At 70.1% G+C, this 13,603-nt stretch carries 19 protein-coding genes; 12 read left to right on the top strand and 7 right to left on the bottom strand.

Features of this window, described 5'->3' with window-relative positions; all coding sequences use genetic code 11:
* Position 1: 1 nt before the first annotated feature.
* The 3 genes from ACE3RQ_RS01265 to ACE3RQ_RS01255 are packed head-to-tail and all read right to left on the bottom strand — an operon-like array spanning position 2 to position 2,096.
* Positions 2 to 712 carry an SOS response-associated peptidase gene (locus ACE3RQ_RS01265; RefSeq protein ID WP_374519121.1) on the bottom strand — a complete coding sequence of 237 codons (711 nt, stop codon included), beginning with the start codon at positions 710 to 712 and terminating at the stop codon, positions 2 to 4.
* 40 nt (positions 713 to 752) lie between these two features.
* Positions 753 to 1,385, bottom strand: a complete 633-nt coding sequence (locus ACE3RQ_RS01260; RefSeq protein ID WP_374519119.1) for a hypothetical protein — start codon at positions 1,383 to 1,385, stop codon at positions 753 to 755.
* A 9-nt stretch (positions 1,386 to 1,394) separates the two neighbouring features.
* Positions 1,395 to 2,096 carry an SOS response-associated peptidase gene (locus ACE3RQ_RS01255; RefSeq protein ID WP_374519117.1) on the bottom strand — a complete coding sequence of 234 codons (702 nt, stop codon included), beginning with the start codon at positions 2,094 to 2,096 and terminating at the stop codon, positions 1,395 to 1,397.
* A gap of 40 nt (positions 2,097 to 2,136) precedes the next feature.
* Here ACE3RQ_RS01255 and ACE3RQ_RS01250 point away from each other — a divergent pair, with 40 nt between their 5' ends.
* The 6 genes from ACE3RQ_RS01250 (at position 2,137) to ACE3RQ_RS01225 (ending at position 5,097) form a co-directional block, all read left to right on the top strand.
* Positions 2,137 to 2,607 (top strand): YeeE/YedE family protein, encoded by a 471-nt coding sequence (locus tag ACE3RQ_RS01250; RefSeq protein ID WP_374519115.1) that lies wholly within the window; start codon positions 2,137 to 2,139, stop codon positions 2,605 to 2,607.
* Complete coding sequence (locus ACE3RQ_RS01245; protein ID WP_374519113.1) at positions 2,604 to 3,014, top strand: DUF6691 family protein; 411 nt, start codon at positions 2,604 to 2,606, stop codon at positions 3,012 to 3,014. The genes ACE3RQ_RS01250 and ACE3RQ_RS01245 overlap by 4 nt, the downstream gene beginning before the upstream one ends.
* Before the next feature lie 121 nt (positions 3,015 to 3,135).
* Complete coding sequence (locus tag ACE3RQ_RS01240) at positions 3,136 to 3,564, top strand: RcnB family protein (RefSeq protein WP_374519111.1); 429 nt, start codon at positions 3,136 to 3,138, stop codon at positions 3,562 to 3,564.
* A 33-nt stretch (positions 3,565 to 3,597) separates the two neighbouring features.
* Positions 3,598 to 4,164, top strand: coding sequence for a DsbC family protein (locus ACE3RQ_RS01235; protein WP_374519109.1), 567 nt, complete (start codon positions 3,598 to 3,600; stop codon positions 4,162 to 4,164).
* A 76-nt stretch (positions 4,165 to 4,240) separates the two neighbouring features.
* The gene (locus ACE3RQ_RS01230) at positions 4,241 to 4,384 is read left to right on the top strand and encodes a hypothetical protein (RefSeq protein ID WP_374519107.1); all 144 of its coding nucleotides are present in this window, start codon (positions 4,241 to 4,243) and stop codon (positions 4,382 to 4,384) included.
* Between the two features lie 107 nt (positions 4,385 to 4,491).
* Positions 4,492 to 5,097, top strand: coding sequence for a DUF4399 domain-containing protein (locus tag ACE3RQ_RS01225; protein WP_374519105.1), 606 nt, complete (start codon positions 4,492 to 4,494; stop codon positions 5,095 to 5,097).
* A gap of 3 nt (positions 5,098 to 5,100) precedes the next feature.
* Here the strand turns inward: ACE3RQ_RS01225 and ACE3RQ_RS01220 are convergent, their stop codons facing one another.
* Positions 5,101 to 5,694, bottom strand: coding sequence for an NAD(P)H-dependent oxidoreductase (locus ACE3RQ_RS01220; RefSeq protein ID WP_374519103.1), 594 nt, complete (start codon positions 5,692 to 5,694; stop codon positions 5,101 to 5,103).
* 61 nt (positions 5,695 to 5,755) lie between these two features.
* Entirely contained in the window at positions 5,756 to 6,700 is a 945-nt protein-coding gene (gene ylqF, locus ACE3RQ_RS01215; protein WP_374519100.1) for a ribosome biogenesis GTPase YlqF, read from the bottom strand.
* 192 nt (positions 6,701 to 6,892) lie between these two features.
* On the opposite strand from ylqF, the gene ACE3RQ_RS01210 reads away from it, so the two are divergent.
* A complete protein-coding gene (locus ACE3RQ_RS01210; protein WP_374519098.1) occupies positions 6,893 to 7,192 on the top strand; it encodes a 2Fe-2S iron-sulfur cluster-binding protein in 300 nt (99 codons plus the stop codon).
* Here the strand turns inward: ACE3RQ_RS01210 and gshA are convergent.
* Positions 7,182 to 8,744, bottom strand: a complete 1,563-nt coding sequence (gene gshA, locus ACE3RQ_RS01205; protein WP_374519096.1) for a glutamate--cysteine ligase — start codon at positions 8,742 to 8,744, stop codon at positions 7,182 to 7,184. The two genes, ACE3RQ_RS01210 and gshA, sit on opposite strands and share 11 nt — an antisense overlap.
* Positions 8,745 to 8,781: 37 nt before the next feature.
* Positions 8,782 to 9,768, bottom strand: coding sequence for a tRNA dihydrouridine synthase (locus tag ACE3RQ_RS01200; RefSeq protein WP_374519094.1), 987 nt, complete (start codon positions 9,766 to 9,768; stop codon positions 8,782 to 8,784).
* 57 nt (positions 9,769 to 9,825) lie between these two features.
* Here ACE3RQ_RS01200 and ACE3RQ_RS01195 point away from each other — a divergent pair, with 57 nt between their 5' ends.
* The 5 genes from ACE3RQ_RS01195 to bktB all read left to right on the top strand — a co-directional run bounded on the left by ACE3RQ_RS01195 (position 9,826) and on the right by bktB (position 13,595).
* Entirely contained in the window at positions 9,826 to 10,308 is a 483-nt protein-coding gene (locus ACE3RQ_RS01195; RefSeq protein WP_374519092.1) for a pyridoxamine 5'-phosphate oxidase family protein, read from the top strand.
* On the top strand, positions 10,305 to 10,964 hold the full coding sequence (locus ACE3RQ_RS01190; RefSeq protein WP_374519090.1) for an RluA family pseudouridine synthase: 660 nt from the start codon (positions 10,305 to 10,307) through the stop codon (positions 10,962 to 10,964). Before ACE3RQ_RS01195 ends, ACE3RQ_RS01190 begins: the two co-directional genes overlap by 4 nt.
* Positions 10,965 to 10,973: 9 nt before the next feature.
* Positions 10,974 to 11,747 (top strand): SDR family NAD(P)-dependent oxidoreductase, encoded by a 774-nt coding sequence (locus ACE3RQ_RS01185; protein ID WP_374519088.1) that lies wholly within the window; start codon positions 10,974 to 10,976, stop codon positions 11,745 to 11,747.
* 11 nt (positions 11,748 to 11,758) lie between these two features.
* Entirely contained in the window at positions 11,759 to 12,322 is a 564-nt protein-coding gene (locus tag ACE3RQ_RS01180) for a histidine phosphatase family protein (RefSeq protein WP_374519086.1), read from the top strand.
* Positions 12,323 to 12,410: 88 nt separating this feature from the next.
* On the top strand, positions 12,411 to 13,595 hold the full coding sequence (gene bktB, locus ACE3RQ_RS01175) for a beta-ketothiolase BktB (RefSeq protein ID WP_374519084.1): 1,185 nt from the start codon (positions 12,411 to 12,413) through the stop codon (positions 13,593 to 13,595).
* Positions 13,596 to 13,603: the final 8 nt, after the last annotated feature.

Here is a 13,603-nt window from a genome sequence, read left to right as displayed (position 1 = left end):
CTCACTTCAGCACCGGGTTGGCCGTGAGCGACTCGGCCGCGAAGGCGCGCATGAAATCGCGGGCCTTGTCGGGCGTGCTGGCGTTGAGCCAGGCGCTGTAAGCCCCTTCGCCCAGGATGGCGGGCATGCGCTTTTCGCTGCCGGGCTGTTCGTAGCGGTGCATGAGGGCGTGGCTGTTGGCGTTCACCGTGAGCAGGCAGAAGCTCACGATGGTCTCGCCGTCCTTGTGCCAGTGTTCCCACAAGCCGGCCACGCCCATGGGCTGGCCGTCCACCCGCGAGATGCGCGTGGGCACGGCACCGCCCTTGCGGTAGTCGTCCACGATGAAGGCCATGAGCGGCACGATGCAGCGTTGCGCGCCCAGCCAGGCCTCGCGGAAGTTGTTGGAGGTGGTGACGATTTCGTGGCGCGCGTTCACCAGCTTGGTCGAGCGCAGCTTGGCGTCTGACGCCGACTTGACCCAGCGCGGCACCAGGCCGAACTGGCCGCGCACCAGCTCGCGGCCGGGGGCGGCCGGGGTCTCGGGGGTGTTCTCAGGCGTGTCCTGGGGCGTGTTCTCAGCGGCATCCACGGCGGGGCTGGCCGCGCGGCGAATGAACAGGCCGGGCTGGCGCGGCCAGATCTTGCGGCCCACCGGCTCGGCGGGGGCCTCGACGCCAAAGGCCTCGGCGTACAGGGTGTCGGGATGCAGGCTCTCGTATTGCGTGGTCATGGGCCATGCTAACCGGCGCGGCAGGGCGCAGGCTTGGCGCTCAGCGCAGCACGGCCCCGCACAGCTCGCGCTCCAGGCCTTGCGGGTCGGCCAGCCAGCGCTGCTGCAGGCCCACGCCAATGGGCATGTCGGGCACGTGGCGCAGCAGGTGCACGGCCTCGCCCGGCGCGGCCTCGTTGTTCACCACGGTGCGGTAGCGAATGCCTTTGGCGGTGTAGCGCGTGCCCGTGCTCAGCGCCACCTCTTCGCTGTAACGCTGGCCCACCAGTTGCCAGTGGCCCACGTGCACCACCTGGCCCGGGGCGCGCGGCACGCACAGCACCACGCGGGGCCAGCTCACTTCGCTGTCGGAATTGAGCACGCCCAGGCGCGAGACCACGTAGGCGCCGGGTGGCAGGCGGCGGCGAAAGGCGCCATCGCTGGCGCGCACCTCGCCCATCACCTGCGGGTCACCGGTGGTCAGGCTCAAGGCCATGAAACGCGGGGTGGACCAACCAGGCTGGTCGTAGGGGGCCATGGGCTGTCCGTCCACCACGTAGTTCAGCCGGCCGCTGATGACGGTGGTCTTGTCGTCTGAGCGCTCGGCCTCGGTGGCCTGGGGCACCCAGGTCAGGGCGCAGCCGCCCAGCAGGGCGCTGCCGATCACGGTGGCGGTCACAAGTCGGGTGTGCATGGCGACTCCTCAGAACAAGGCGTGTTGCACCGGCGCGGGTGGCGCGCCGCGGGGGGCGGGCTCGCCCACCAGCAGCTCGTCGGGCGTGCGGCGCATGAAGGTGGCGGCCTGCTCGGGCGTGGCCTCCAGCCAGCCTTGCCAACGCTCGGGCGGCACCAGCACCGGGGTGCGCTTTTCGTCGCCGGGGCGGTGCATGCGGCCCAGCAGGGGGTGGCCGTCGGCGTTGACCGTGAGCAGGGTAAAGCTGTGCACCACTTCGCCGCTGGCGCGGTCGGTCCATTGCTCGTGCAGGCCGGCCACGGCGAAGGGCTGGTGGTCGGGGCGGTGAAGGCGCCAGCGCACCGATCGGTTGCCGTGAAGCGCGGCGTCTTCCCAGCAGGGTTCGAAAAAGTCCAGCATGGGCACCAGGGCGAAGCGGCGCTCGCGCCAGGGCTGGCGAAAGCTGGGCTTCTCGGCCACGGTCTCGCTGCGGGCGTTCAGGGTGCCCCGGGCCAGGGTGCTGGCGTGGGCCGCGTCGCGGGCCCAGCGCGGCATAAGGCCAAAGCGCGCCACGCTGGCCACCACCTCGCCCTGCGGGTGGCGGTGCACGATGGGCGCGGCAAAGCCGGGGTAGGTTTCGGCGGGCCAGGTGTCGGCCGGCAGGTGGCGCAGCTTCAGGCCCGGCAGCGTGCCCAGGTGCTGCGGCGTGACCGGCGTGTAATTGGTGCACATGGCCGCGCATTCTGGCAGGCGTGCCCATAATCCGCCCACCATGGACATCTCCTCTCTCTTCCCTTTCGGCTGGTCGCACTACCTGGTGGGCGGCCTCATCATCGGCCTGGGCGTGGCCCTGTTGTTCGTGTTCACTGGCCTGGTCGGTGGCATGAGCTCGGTGTACTCGTCCACCTGGTCTTACCTCGTCAAGCGGCCCTTCTTCCAGCAGGCCAAGTTCACCCAGTCGCGCGCTTGGCGCCTGGTGTACGCGGCGGGCCTGATCGTGGGCGCCCTGGTGTGGTGGCTGGCCTTCTCGGACGGCACGGCCCAGCACACCGGCGTGCCCGCCTGGCAACTGGCCGTGGGTGGCTTCATTGCCGGCTATGGCGCGCGCCTGGGCAACGGCTGCACCTCGGGGCACGGCATCTGCGGCCTGAGCTCGCTGAGCCTGCCCTCGCTGGGCGCGGTGCTCACCTTCATGGCCACCGCCTTCCTCACCGCCAACCTCTTCGCCTGGGTGCAAGCATGAAAGCCGCGCATTACCTTGTCGTCCTGATCGCCGGCGCCCTGTTCGGCTTCGGCCTGTCGTACTCCACCATGGTGCGGCCGGAAGTGGTGCTGGGCTTTTTGAAGTTCCAGGACTGGGGCCTGATGCTGGTGATGGGGGGTGCGGTGGCCGTCACCGTGCTGGCCTACCAGTTCGCCCCGCGCCTGATGCGCGCGCCGCTGCTGGGAGGGCGCTTCGACACCAAGGCCATTCCCTGGAACCGCGACACCGCCGTGGGTGCCGCGCTGTTCGGCGTGGGCTGGGGCATCGCGGGCGTGTGCCCGGGCCCGGCGATTGCGGGCCTGGGCACCGGCAACTGGGACTTGCTCTGGGCGCTGGGTGGCATGGCATTGGGTGCGCTGGTGCAAGGCTGGCGCGCCAAGGCCTGAGGCCTCCACCAGGCCAGCAACACCCCGTGCCACCGTTTGCGTGACGGTGGCACGCCGTTTACAGGGCCGACACACAGGCCCCGCAGCATCAAGGCTCCTTCATCCCCCACAGGAGACCGCGATGAACACCCGTCACCTCATCACCGCCGCCCTGGCCGCCGCCACGCTGGGCATGGCCGGCACCGCCAGCGCCGACGATGACCGCCGCCACGGCCCGCGCGGCGAGCGCTGGGAACACCGCCACGATGACCGTCGCTTTGACCGGCACGATGACCGCCGCTTCGATCGCCACGGTGGTTACCACGTGCAACGCGACGTGCGCATCGTCCACGAGCACCGCTACGGCCCGCGGGCGGCAGGCCCTCGCTGGCACCGGGGTGGCTATGTGCCGCGCGAGGTGTGGCAGCACCGCCGCGTGGCATGGAACCACCACCACCACCCGCGCCTGTACGCGCCGCCGCGCGGCCACCAGTGGGTACAGATCGATGGCGAGTTCCTGCTGGTGGCGGTGGCCACCGGGCTGATCGCCAACGTGATCCTGAACCGCTGAGCCACACAGCCCTTATTGGCCGACAATCACCCGATGCAAAGACGCCACTTCACCCTGGCCCTGGTCGCCACCACCGCGCTGGCGGCCTGCTCTCGCCAGGCCGACGCGCCCGCCCAGCCCCCCATCGACAAAGCCCAGGCCCTGGACGCGCTGGCCACACAAGGCAAGGGCTTCAGCGTGGGGGCGCTGATGGCCAAGCAGTCGGTGTACGTGCTGTTTGACCCGCAATGCCCGCACTGCGCCCACCTGTGGGAAGCCTCTCAGCCCCTGCTGCCGCGCGCGCGCTTTGTGTGGCTGCCGGTGTCGCTGCTCAACGCCAAGAGCCTGCCGCAAGGCGCGGCCATTCTGGGCGCGGCCAACCCGACAGAAACCATGGCGGCCCACGAAAAAAGCCTGATCGCGGGCCAAGGCGGCATGGCCGCGTCGTCGAGCATTCCCGCCGACATCGAGGCCGCCATCAAGACCAACACCGCCCTGCTCGACCGCCTGGGCGCCACCTCGGTGCCCTTCCTGGTGGCGCGCCACGCGCGCACCGGTGAGACCATCACCCACGCCGGCGCCCTGGGCACGCAAGAGCTGGCCTTGCTGCTGGGCCTCTGAGGCCAGCCGCCTTCGCCTACCATCGCGCCTTCGCGCCAGCATTGGCGCGCCACCCCAGCAACCGGAGAACACCACCATGGGCAAAGAACAGCGCAACGAAAAAATGAGCAAGAAGCCCAAGAAGGACACCTCCGCGCCCACCAAGGGCCCGGTCTCGTCCGACCGACCGGTGGCACCGGTCACGGCCGTGATGCCGCGCGGCAAAGACAAGAACAAGTAAGGCCTGCAGGCCGTCGCCAGCACTTAGCGGCGGGCGACCAAAGGGGCCCCACTGGAACACCCCCCGGGCGTATGCTGAACGCCTGTCCGTTTCCGTGGAGCTCAACCATGAAAACCGTGTCAATGGCCACGCTCGTGGCCCTGGCCCTCTCGGGCTGCGCCAATCCTTATCCACCCCAGCATGGTCGTTATGGACCGCCCGGCGACGGCAGCGCCATGCCTGGCCCAGGGATGGGCACGGGCATGGGCATGGGAATGGGACCAGGCATGGGGATGGGGCCGGGCCCCATGGGCAGCGGGCCACCCACGCCACCGGCTCAAGTGAGCGCCAGCGTGCAGCACCTGCCCTCGGGCTACCACAAGGCCGCCGCGCCAGCCGGGGCCAGCGTGTACTTCGTGAACCTGCGCAACGGCATGGTGGTGAACAACCCGGTGCGCGTGGTGTTTGGCTTGAGCGGCATGGGCGTGGCGCCCGCGGGCGTGGACAAGCCTGGCACCGGACACCACCACCTGCTGGTGGACGTGGCCGCCTGGGACGCCAATGCCCCGCTGCCCGCCACCGACCAGCACCGGCACTTCGGCATGGGGCAGACAGAGGTGACGCTCACGCTGCCGCCCGGGCCGCACACCTTGCAACTGGTGCTGGGCGACCAGAACCACATTCCGCACCACCAGCCGGTGATGAGCGAGCGCATCACCGTGCAAGTGCGATAGACCTCAGGCCCCCTGTGCGCCCAGCGCGCGCAGGCGCTGGGCCCAGCGGTCCACCCCGCGCTGGCCCAGGCCGTCCACCTGCCCGATCAGGTTGGTGTGAATGGGCGCGAACCCCACGAAACCGAGCAGGTTGCGCTCCAGCGAGCGCACGCTGTGGGCGCGGTAGAACCAGCGGTAGGCCAGGGCCGGCATGCCCATGGTCACCACCACGCGGGCCGATCGGCCCGCCAGGGGCTTGTGGGCAAAGGGGTTCTGGCGGTCAGCGGCCATGAGCGACCCCGGGCGAACCACCTGCTCCAGATAGGCCTTGAGCAAAGCCGGCATGTCGCCCATCCACAAGGGGAACAGCAGCACCAGGTGCTCACACCACTGCAGCGCCTCTTGCGAGGCCTTCAGGCTGGGCGGCACCGGCTCGCGCTCCCAGGCCTGCGCGCTGCGCAGCACGGGAAAATCCAGCGCGCCCACCGCCAGGCGGTGCACCAGGTGGCCTGAGGCAGCCGCGCCCTCGGCGTAAGCCTCGGCCAGGCGGTGGTTCAGGCGCTCGGGCGAGGGATCGGGGTGCCCCTCAACAAGCAGGATGCGGCGTGGTTCGACCATGGTGACCCTCCGGCAAAAACGCCATGGTCAATCGAATTGCGCGCAACGGGCTTACGCACGCTCAACGGTGCGACGGGCGGCGGCCGGTGGGGCGTTGTGCCTGGCGCTCTTGCTTCAGGCGCTGGCGCTCGGCATCGGCGGCCTTGCCGGCTTTCAGCCAGGCCAGGAACTGCTCGGGCGTTTCCAGCGTGATGCGCCCCAGCAGGCCGCTGCGAAAGTCGGCGATCACCTGCTCGGCGGCCTTGGTCATGTTCACCCGGCCGCCGGCCACCAGGGCGCCGCGCTGGCGGCCCACGGCCTCCAGCAACTGGTCATCGGTGGACGCCGCCACCGCGTCGAGGGTGAGCTTGTAGCGCTCTGCCAGCAGGGCCGGGTAGTCGCGCCGCAGGTCGGCAATGAGTTCCAGCGCCACCACCTCGTCGTCGTAGGCGTTGCGGCCCACCGCGCCGCTGGCGGCCAGGTGGTAGCCGCTCTCGGGCACGACGATGCGCGGCCACAGCATGCCGGGCGTGTCGAAGAGGTAGCAGTCGTCGGCCAGGGCCACGCGCTGCTCGGTGCGGGTCACGCCGGCTTCGTCACCCGTTTTGGCGGCGCGCTTGCCCATGAGGGTGTTGATGAGCGTGCTCTTGCCCACGTTGGGAATGCCGCAGATCAGCACGCGCAGGGGCTTGGCCATGCCGCCGCGCAGGGGCGCCAGCTCGCGGCTCTCCGCCACCAGCGCCTTGGCCGGGGCGGTGTTGCTTGCGTCCAATGCAATGGCGCGCGTGTCTTTCTGGGCGTTGTAGTGCGCCAGCCAGAGCGCGGTGCGCGCGGGGTCGGCCATGTCCTGCTTGTTCAGGATCTTCAGCGTGGGCTTGTGACCGGTCATCTCGCCCAGCAAGGGGTTGGCGCTGGAGCCCGGCAGTCGGGCGTCAAGCATTTCGATCACCACGTCAATGCTCTTCACCCGCTCGGCGATGGCTTTGCGCGTGAGGTGCATGTGACCGGGGAACCATTGGATGCTCATGGCGTGCTGCTGGTGAAAAACGGAGCCGGCATTGTGCCTGTGTCGCGACGCGCGCATGGGACTGCCCGAGCGCGTGTGGACAATCGCGCATTTGTCCCCGGGAAATGGGGAAAAGGGTGTGAATAACTTTGGGTCATCGCTGTACGGCTGATCTAAGTCCTTGTCGCCCAAGGGAATCCACTGGATTGCTTAATGTTTGAGCACGATACGAAGACTTGGCGCCTGACCGTGGCCGCCACCGGCCAGACCTTGCCCGCCCCAGCCGGCCAGACACTGCTGCGAAGCCTGCTGGACGCGGGCGTGGCGTGGCCGGCCTCGTGCCGCAATGGCACCTGCCGCACTTGCATCGGGTGGGTGGAAGAAGGCCGTGCGCGGCACGGCATTGAGTGGCCGGGGCTGCTGCCCGAAGAGAAAGCGCAGGGCGCGGTGCTGCCCTGCGTGGCCTACCCCGAGAGCGATGTGTGCCTCGGGGGGCCTGGACTCAAGCCGTGACGGCGGCCTCGGCGGCGCTGCGCGGCTGGCCCAGGCGCGTGGGCGAGGTGTATTCCTGCCGGTAGAGCTCGAAGGGCATGGTGTCGGCCGCTTCGATGGCCTTCTGGTCGGCCACCGAGCGCTCGGCCATGGCCTCGAAGCGGGCCTGTTGCTTGGCGCCCCAGTGCAAGCCCAGCAGGTGCTGGTGCACCTGTTGCGAGCGTTCGCGCACAAAGCCCACGAAGGAATTGCCGTGCTGCGCACCCATGGCCTGCAGCACGCGGGCCGAGGGCAGCGTGTCGGGCGACAGCAGGGCGGCGCGGGCATCGGCCACCGCTTTCGCGTGCACCTCGCCACCGTCCAACGCGTCCAGCCGGTCGGCGATGGGGCCGAGCTGGTCGATCACCTCCAGCGCCCAGTCCATCAGCGACACGCTGTCGCCGTGGCGCAGCAGCTTCAGACCAGGTTCGCGACCGCGCGCGGCCGTGTGGTGCTGGTTGTGCGCCATCTCGCGGATTTCCTCGGGCGTGTCCGGCGGGCTGTCGGCCAGCAGGCAGTGCAGCAGGAACACGTCAATGAAGTGCAGGGCAGACGCGCCGATGCCGATGGGCTCGAAGGGGTTGAGGTCGAGCAGGCGCACCTCGATGTATTCCACGCCACGCTCGCGCAGCGCGTGCAGCGGGCGTTCGCCCGGGAAGATCACGCGCTTGGGGCGGATGTTGCTGTAGAACTCGTTTTCGATTTGCAGCAGCGTGGTGGCGAGCTGGATGTACTCACCGCCCGGGTTGCGAATACCCAGCGCCTCGTAGGCGGGCCAGGGGCGGGTGAGTGCGTCGTGCAGCGAAGCGGCGTAGCCCTCCAGGCCGTTGTAGCTCACGGCCAGCGTGGCCTGCGCTTCGCTCTGGTAACCCAGGCGCCCCATGCGCAGCGAGGTGCCGTGCGGCATGTGCAGGGTGCCGGTGGCGCCCAGGGGTTGCAGCTCGTGTTGGCGGCCTTCCACAAAGCTGGAGCACACCGCGGGCGAAGCGCCAAACAGGGTGAGCAGCAGGAAGGCGTGGCGGCGGAAATTGCGGATGAGGGAGAAGTAGCCCTCGTTGTCGATGCCGGGCATCGACCAGTTGTAGTGAATGCCCGAGATGGTTTGCATGCGCCGGCCATAGCGGTGGCCCAGGCCCATGCGGTACACGCTCTTGGCGCGGCCCACGTTGGACGAGCCATAGCGCCCCAGCGGAATGGTCTCGTCGGTGGGCAGGCCGCAAGGCATGCTGGACACCCACAGCATTTCGTCGCCCTGCGCGCGCAAGGCGCGCACGGTGTACTGGTGAATCTCGGTGAGCTCGGCCAGCATGGCGTCGACGCTGCCGTGCACGCCGGTGATGAGTTCCAGCTGCGATTCGCTGTAGTCGGTGGTGATGTGCGGGTGCGTGAGCGCGCTGCCCAGCGCAGCGGGATGCGGCGTGAGCGCCAGCTTGCCATCGGCTTGGGCGCGCAGGCTTTCTTTTTCCAGCCCGCGGCGCATGCCACGAAGGCGCTCGGCGGTCAGGGCATCGAGGCGCTGTTGCAGGGAAGTCATACTGGGGCGGGTTCTTCGGATTCCGGGGGGAGGGAAGTTAACACGGTTGCGCCAACTCTGCAGGCGGGGCCTCGACCGCAGCGGCGACGCCCGTGGCACGGGCCAGCCAGGCCTCGATCGTGGCCGGGTCGTGCACCAGGCGCAGCTCGTCGAAGGCGGCCTGGGCCTCGGGGTAACGCCGGCGCAGGCTGTTGAGCCATTGCTTCAGGCGCCCGGCGCGGTGGCGCCGCTCCACCCGCGCGCTCACCTGGGTCCAGAACAGAGGCAGCAGCGGCAGCACCTCGGCCCAGGGCACGGGCGCCTGCCCGGCGATCTCGCGCGCCAGGCCCGGGTCGGCCACCTGGCCGCGCCCCACCATCAGGTGCTCGCAGCCCGTGGCCTCGCGGCAGCGGCGGGCGTCGTCCACCGTCCAGATTTCGCCGTTGGCGATCAGCACCGGCCGCTGCGCCGGCAAGGCCTGCGCCACCTCGGCGATGCGTTCCCAGTAAGCGGGTGGCTTGTAGCCGTGGGCCTTGGTGCGGGCGTGGATCACCAGCTCGTCGGCACCGGCCTCGGTGATGGCCAGGGCGTTGGCCTCGGCCACGCCACCGTCGTGGTAACCCAGGCGCATCTTGGCCGACACCGGAATGTGCGCCGGCACCGCGCGCCGCACGGCGCGCACGATCTGGTGCACCAGCCAGGGCTCGTCCAGCAGGATGGCGCCGCCGCGGCTGTTGTTCACCGTCTTGGCCGGGCAACCAAAGTTCAGGTCGATGCCGGGCGGGTTGAGCGTGGCCAGCCGCGCTGCGTTCTCGGCCACGCACACCGGGTCAGACCCCAGCAACTGCGGGCGCACCGGCACGCCCGCGCGCGTGCGCCCGCCATTGAGCAGTTCGGGCACCACGCGCGTGAAAGCGCGCTCGGGCAGCAGGGTCTGGGTGATGCGGATGAACTCGCTGGTGCAACGGTCCACCCCGCCGGTGCGGGTGAGCACATCGCGCAAGGTGGCGTCCAGCAAGCCTTCCATGGGCGCGAGCAGGAGCATGGGCGGTATTGTCCACGCGCGGGCGATACCCCCATGGGCTGGGCTACGATCCCGGCCATGGCACACGAACCCCGCCTCACCACCCTGTTGCGCGAGTTGCTGGCCGCGCACCGCGTGGCCGCGCTGGCCACGGTGGACGCCGACGGCGCCCCCGGCGTGTCGATGGTGCCCTTCGCGGTGGACCCGCAACAGCGCTGCCTGGTGGTTCACATCAGCGCGCTGGCGCCGCACACCGCGCAACTGCAGCGCGAGCCGCGCGCCGCCTTGCTGGTGGCACAAAGTGAGACCGCCGGCGAGCCGGTGCACGCCCTGCCCCGCGTGAGCGTGCAGGTGCTGGCCCACGCCGCGCAAGGCGAGGCCCTGGCCTCGGCCCGCGCGGCCTACCTGGCCCGCTTTCCCGAGGCCGAGCCCATGACCGCCCTGCCCGACTTCCGTTTCGTCTGCCTGCACCCGCAAGCCGGCCGGCAGATCGTGGGTTTTGGCGCGGCGCGCACGCTCGACGCCGACACCCTGCGCGCCGCCCTGGGGCCGGCACCATGACGCTGGCAACCGGTCTGGACGTGGTGCACGAAGACGAGCACCTGCTGGTGCTCAACAAGCCCTCGGGCCTGCTGGCCGTGCCCGGGCGTGGGCCCGACAAACAAGATTGCCTGAGCGCGCGCGCTCAGGCCCGCTGGCCCGATGCGCTCATCGTGCACCGGCTGGACATGGCCACCTCGGGCCTGCTGGTGCTGGCGCGCGGGCTGCCCATGCAGCGCGCCCTCAGCAGCGCCTTCGAGCAACGCCGCGTGCACAAGCGCTACGTGGCGGTGGTCAGCGGCAAGTTGGCCAACCCCGCGCCCGACAACGGCTGGCAGACCATCAACCTGCCGCTGATGATCGACTGGATGAACCGCCCGCGCAGCATCGTGCACTGGGGCATGGGCAAGCCCAGCGTGACGCACTGGCGCCTGCTCGACGCTGGCCATGCACAGGCAGTGGGCACGCGCATCGAGCTGGAGCCCCTCACTGGCCGCACCCACCAGTTGCGCGTGCACCTGCAGGCACTGGGCCACCCCATCGTGGGCGACCCGCTCTACGCCAGCCCCGAGCAGCAAGCCCTGGCGCCGCGCCTGCTGTTGCACGCGGCCGAACTGTCTTTCACCCACCCGGCCACGGGCCAAGTGCTCACGCTGCACAGCCCGGCCCCGTTCTGAGCACCCGCGATGCCGCGCCACCTCACCGTTCTCACTGGCGCCTCGCGCGGCATGGGCCTGGCCATGGCCCGGCAGTTGCTGGCGCCCGATCGCACTTTGCTGTGCGTCTCGCGCCACGACAACGCCGCCCTGGCCGATGAGGCACGGGCGCGCGGGGCCACGCTCATTCAATGGCGGCAAGACCTGGCCGACACCGAGGGCGCACGCCAGCGCCTGCACGACTGGCTGGCCGCGCAAGACCCCGCCACGCTGGCCAGCGCCACCCTGATCAACAACGCGGGCGTGATTCCCCACATCGGCCCGCTGGACACCGTGCCCGCCGAGCAGCTCGCCACCGCCCTGCGCGTGGGGCTGGAGACGCCCATGCAGCTCACCGCCGCCTTTCTGCACGCCACCAACACCTGGGTGGCGGGCGGCTGGCGCGGGCCGCGCCGGGTGCTGAACGTGTCCTCCGGCCTGGGCCGGCGCCCGATGGCCGCTCAGGCGGCCTACTGCGCGGCCAAGGCCGGGCTGGACCACTTCACCCGCTGCGTGGCGCTGGAGCAGGCCCCACTGCCCCACGGCGCGCGCCTGGTCTCGCTGGCGCCGGGCGTGATCGACACCGACATGCAGGTGCAATTGCGCAGCGGCGACCCGGCCGCCTTCCCTGACCGCCAGCGCTTTGTTGACCTGAAAGCCCACGGCCAGCTCAGCACGCCCGACGACGCCGCCCGGCAGGTGCTGGCCTGGCTGGACCGGCCCGACTTCGGCCGCGAGCCCGTGGCCGACGTGCGCCAAGCCTGAAGGAGCCCCGCATGCGACGCCGCACCTGCCTCATCGCCGCCCCGCTCGCCCTGCTGCGCCCGCCCGCCTTCGCCCAGGCACCCGACTTCTGGGCCTTGCTGCGCGAGGGCGGCGTGGCCGTGCTCATTCGCCACGCCCAAACGGAACCCGGCCTGGGCGACCCGCCGGGCTTTCGCCTCGGCCAATGCCAGACACAACGCAAGCTCAGCGCCGAAGGCCGGGCCCAGGCCAAGCGGCTGGGCGAGGCCTTTCGCCGCGCCGGGGTGCGCGTGGACGAGGTGCGCAGCAGCGCCTGGTGCCGCTGCGTGGACACCGCCCAACTCGCCTTCGGCCAAGCCACGGTGTGGCCGGCGATCAACTCGTTCTTCCGCGACAACGGCGGCGACGCCCAGACCGCCGAGGTGCTTCAGGCCTTGCAAGGGCTGCAGCGCCCGCGCAACTGGGTGCTGGTGACGCACCAGGTGAACATCACCGCCCTCACGGGCGAGGTGCCGTCCATGGGCGAGGTCTTGCTGGCGCGCACACAGCCAGGCCAGACGCGCCTGCAGGTACTGGCGCGGCACGCCTTCCACTGAGCGCCAGGCGGTCGCCGGGGCGCCAGTACTTGGGCGGGCGCGGGGGTAGGATGCCGGTTTTTCACCATCCTGCTACGGAGTCGAGAACATGAGCCGAGAAGTCGTTGTCGTCAGCGCGGTGCGCACCGCCATTGGCACTTTCGGGGGCAGCCTGAAAGACATTCCGCCCACCGAACTGGGCGCCCTGGTGGTTCGCGAGTCGCTGGCCCGCGCCCAGGTGGAAGGCAAGGACGTGGGCCATGTGGTCTTCGGCCACGTGGTGAACACCGAGCCCAAGGACATGTACCTCTCGCGTGTGGCGGCCATCAACGGCGGCTGTGCCGAAGGCACGCCGGCCTTCAACGTGAACCGCCTGTGCGGCTCGGGCCTGCAGGCCATCGTGTCGGCCGCGCAAAGCATTCTGCTGGGCGACGCCAACATCGCCATTGGCGCCGGTGCCGAGAACATGAGCCGCGCGCCCTTTGCCAGCCTGAACATGCGCTGGGGCGCCCGCATGGGCAACACCCAGATGGTGGACATGATGGTCGGCGCCCTGCACGACCCCTTCCACACCATTCACATGGGGGTGACGGCCGAGAACATCGCCGCCAAGTGGGGCATCAGCCGCGAAGACCAGGACAAGCTGGCCGTGGAAAGCCACAACCGCGCTCAGCGCGCCACCGAGGCCGGTTACTTCAAAGACCAGATCGTGCCGGTGATGCTCAAGAGCAAGAAGGGCGAGGTGGCCTACGCCACCGACGAGCACTTCCGCGCCAACGCCACGCTGGACGACATGGCCAAGCTCAAGCCGGTGTTCCTGAAGGAAAACGGCACCGTCACGGCGGGCAACGCCTCGGGCATCAACGACGCGGCCGCTGCCGTGGTGCTGATGGACGCCGACACGGCCCGCGCCCGTGGCCTCAAGCCCCTGGCCCGTCTGGTGGGCTACGCCCACGCTGGCGTGGACCCGAAGTACATGGGCATCGGCCCGGTGCCGGCCACGCAACTGGCGCTGAAGAAGGCCGGCCTGACGGTGAACGACCTGGACGTGATCGAGGCCAACGAGGCCTTCGCCGCCCAGGCCTGCGCCGTCACGCGCGACCTGGGCCTGGACCCGGCCAAGGTGAACCCCAACGGCTCGGGCATTTCGCTAGGCCACCCGATTGGCGCCACCGGCGCGCTCATCACCGTGAAGGCCCTGCACGAGCTGCAGCGCGTCAACGGCCGCTACGCGCTGGTGACCATGTGCATCGGTGGCGGCCAGGGCATTGCCGCCATCTTCGAGCGCACCTGATGCGCCCG

Origin of the sequence: Hydrogenophaga sp. (assembly GCF_041913525.1) — a bacterium.
GTDB lineage: Bacteria > Pseudomonadota > Gammaproteobacteria > Burkholderiales > Burkholderiaceae_C > Hydrogenophaga.
This window is presented reverse-complemented; position numbering and strand designations above follow the sequence as displayed.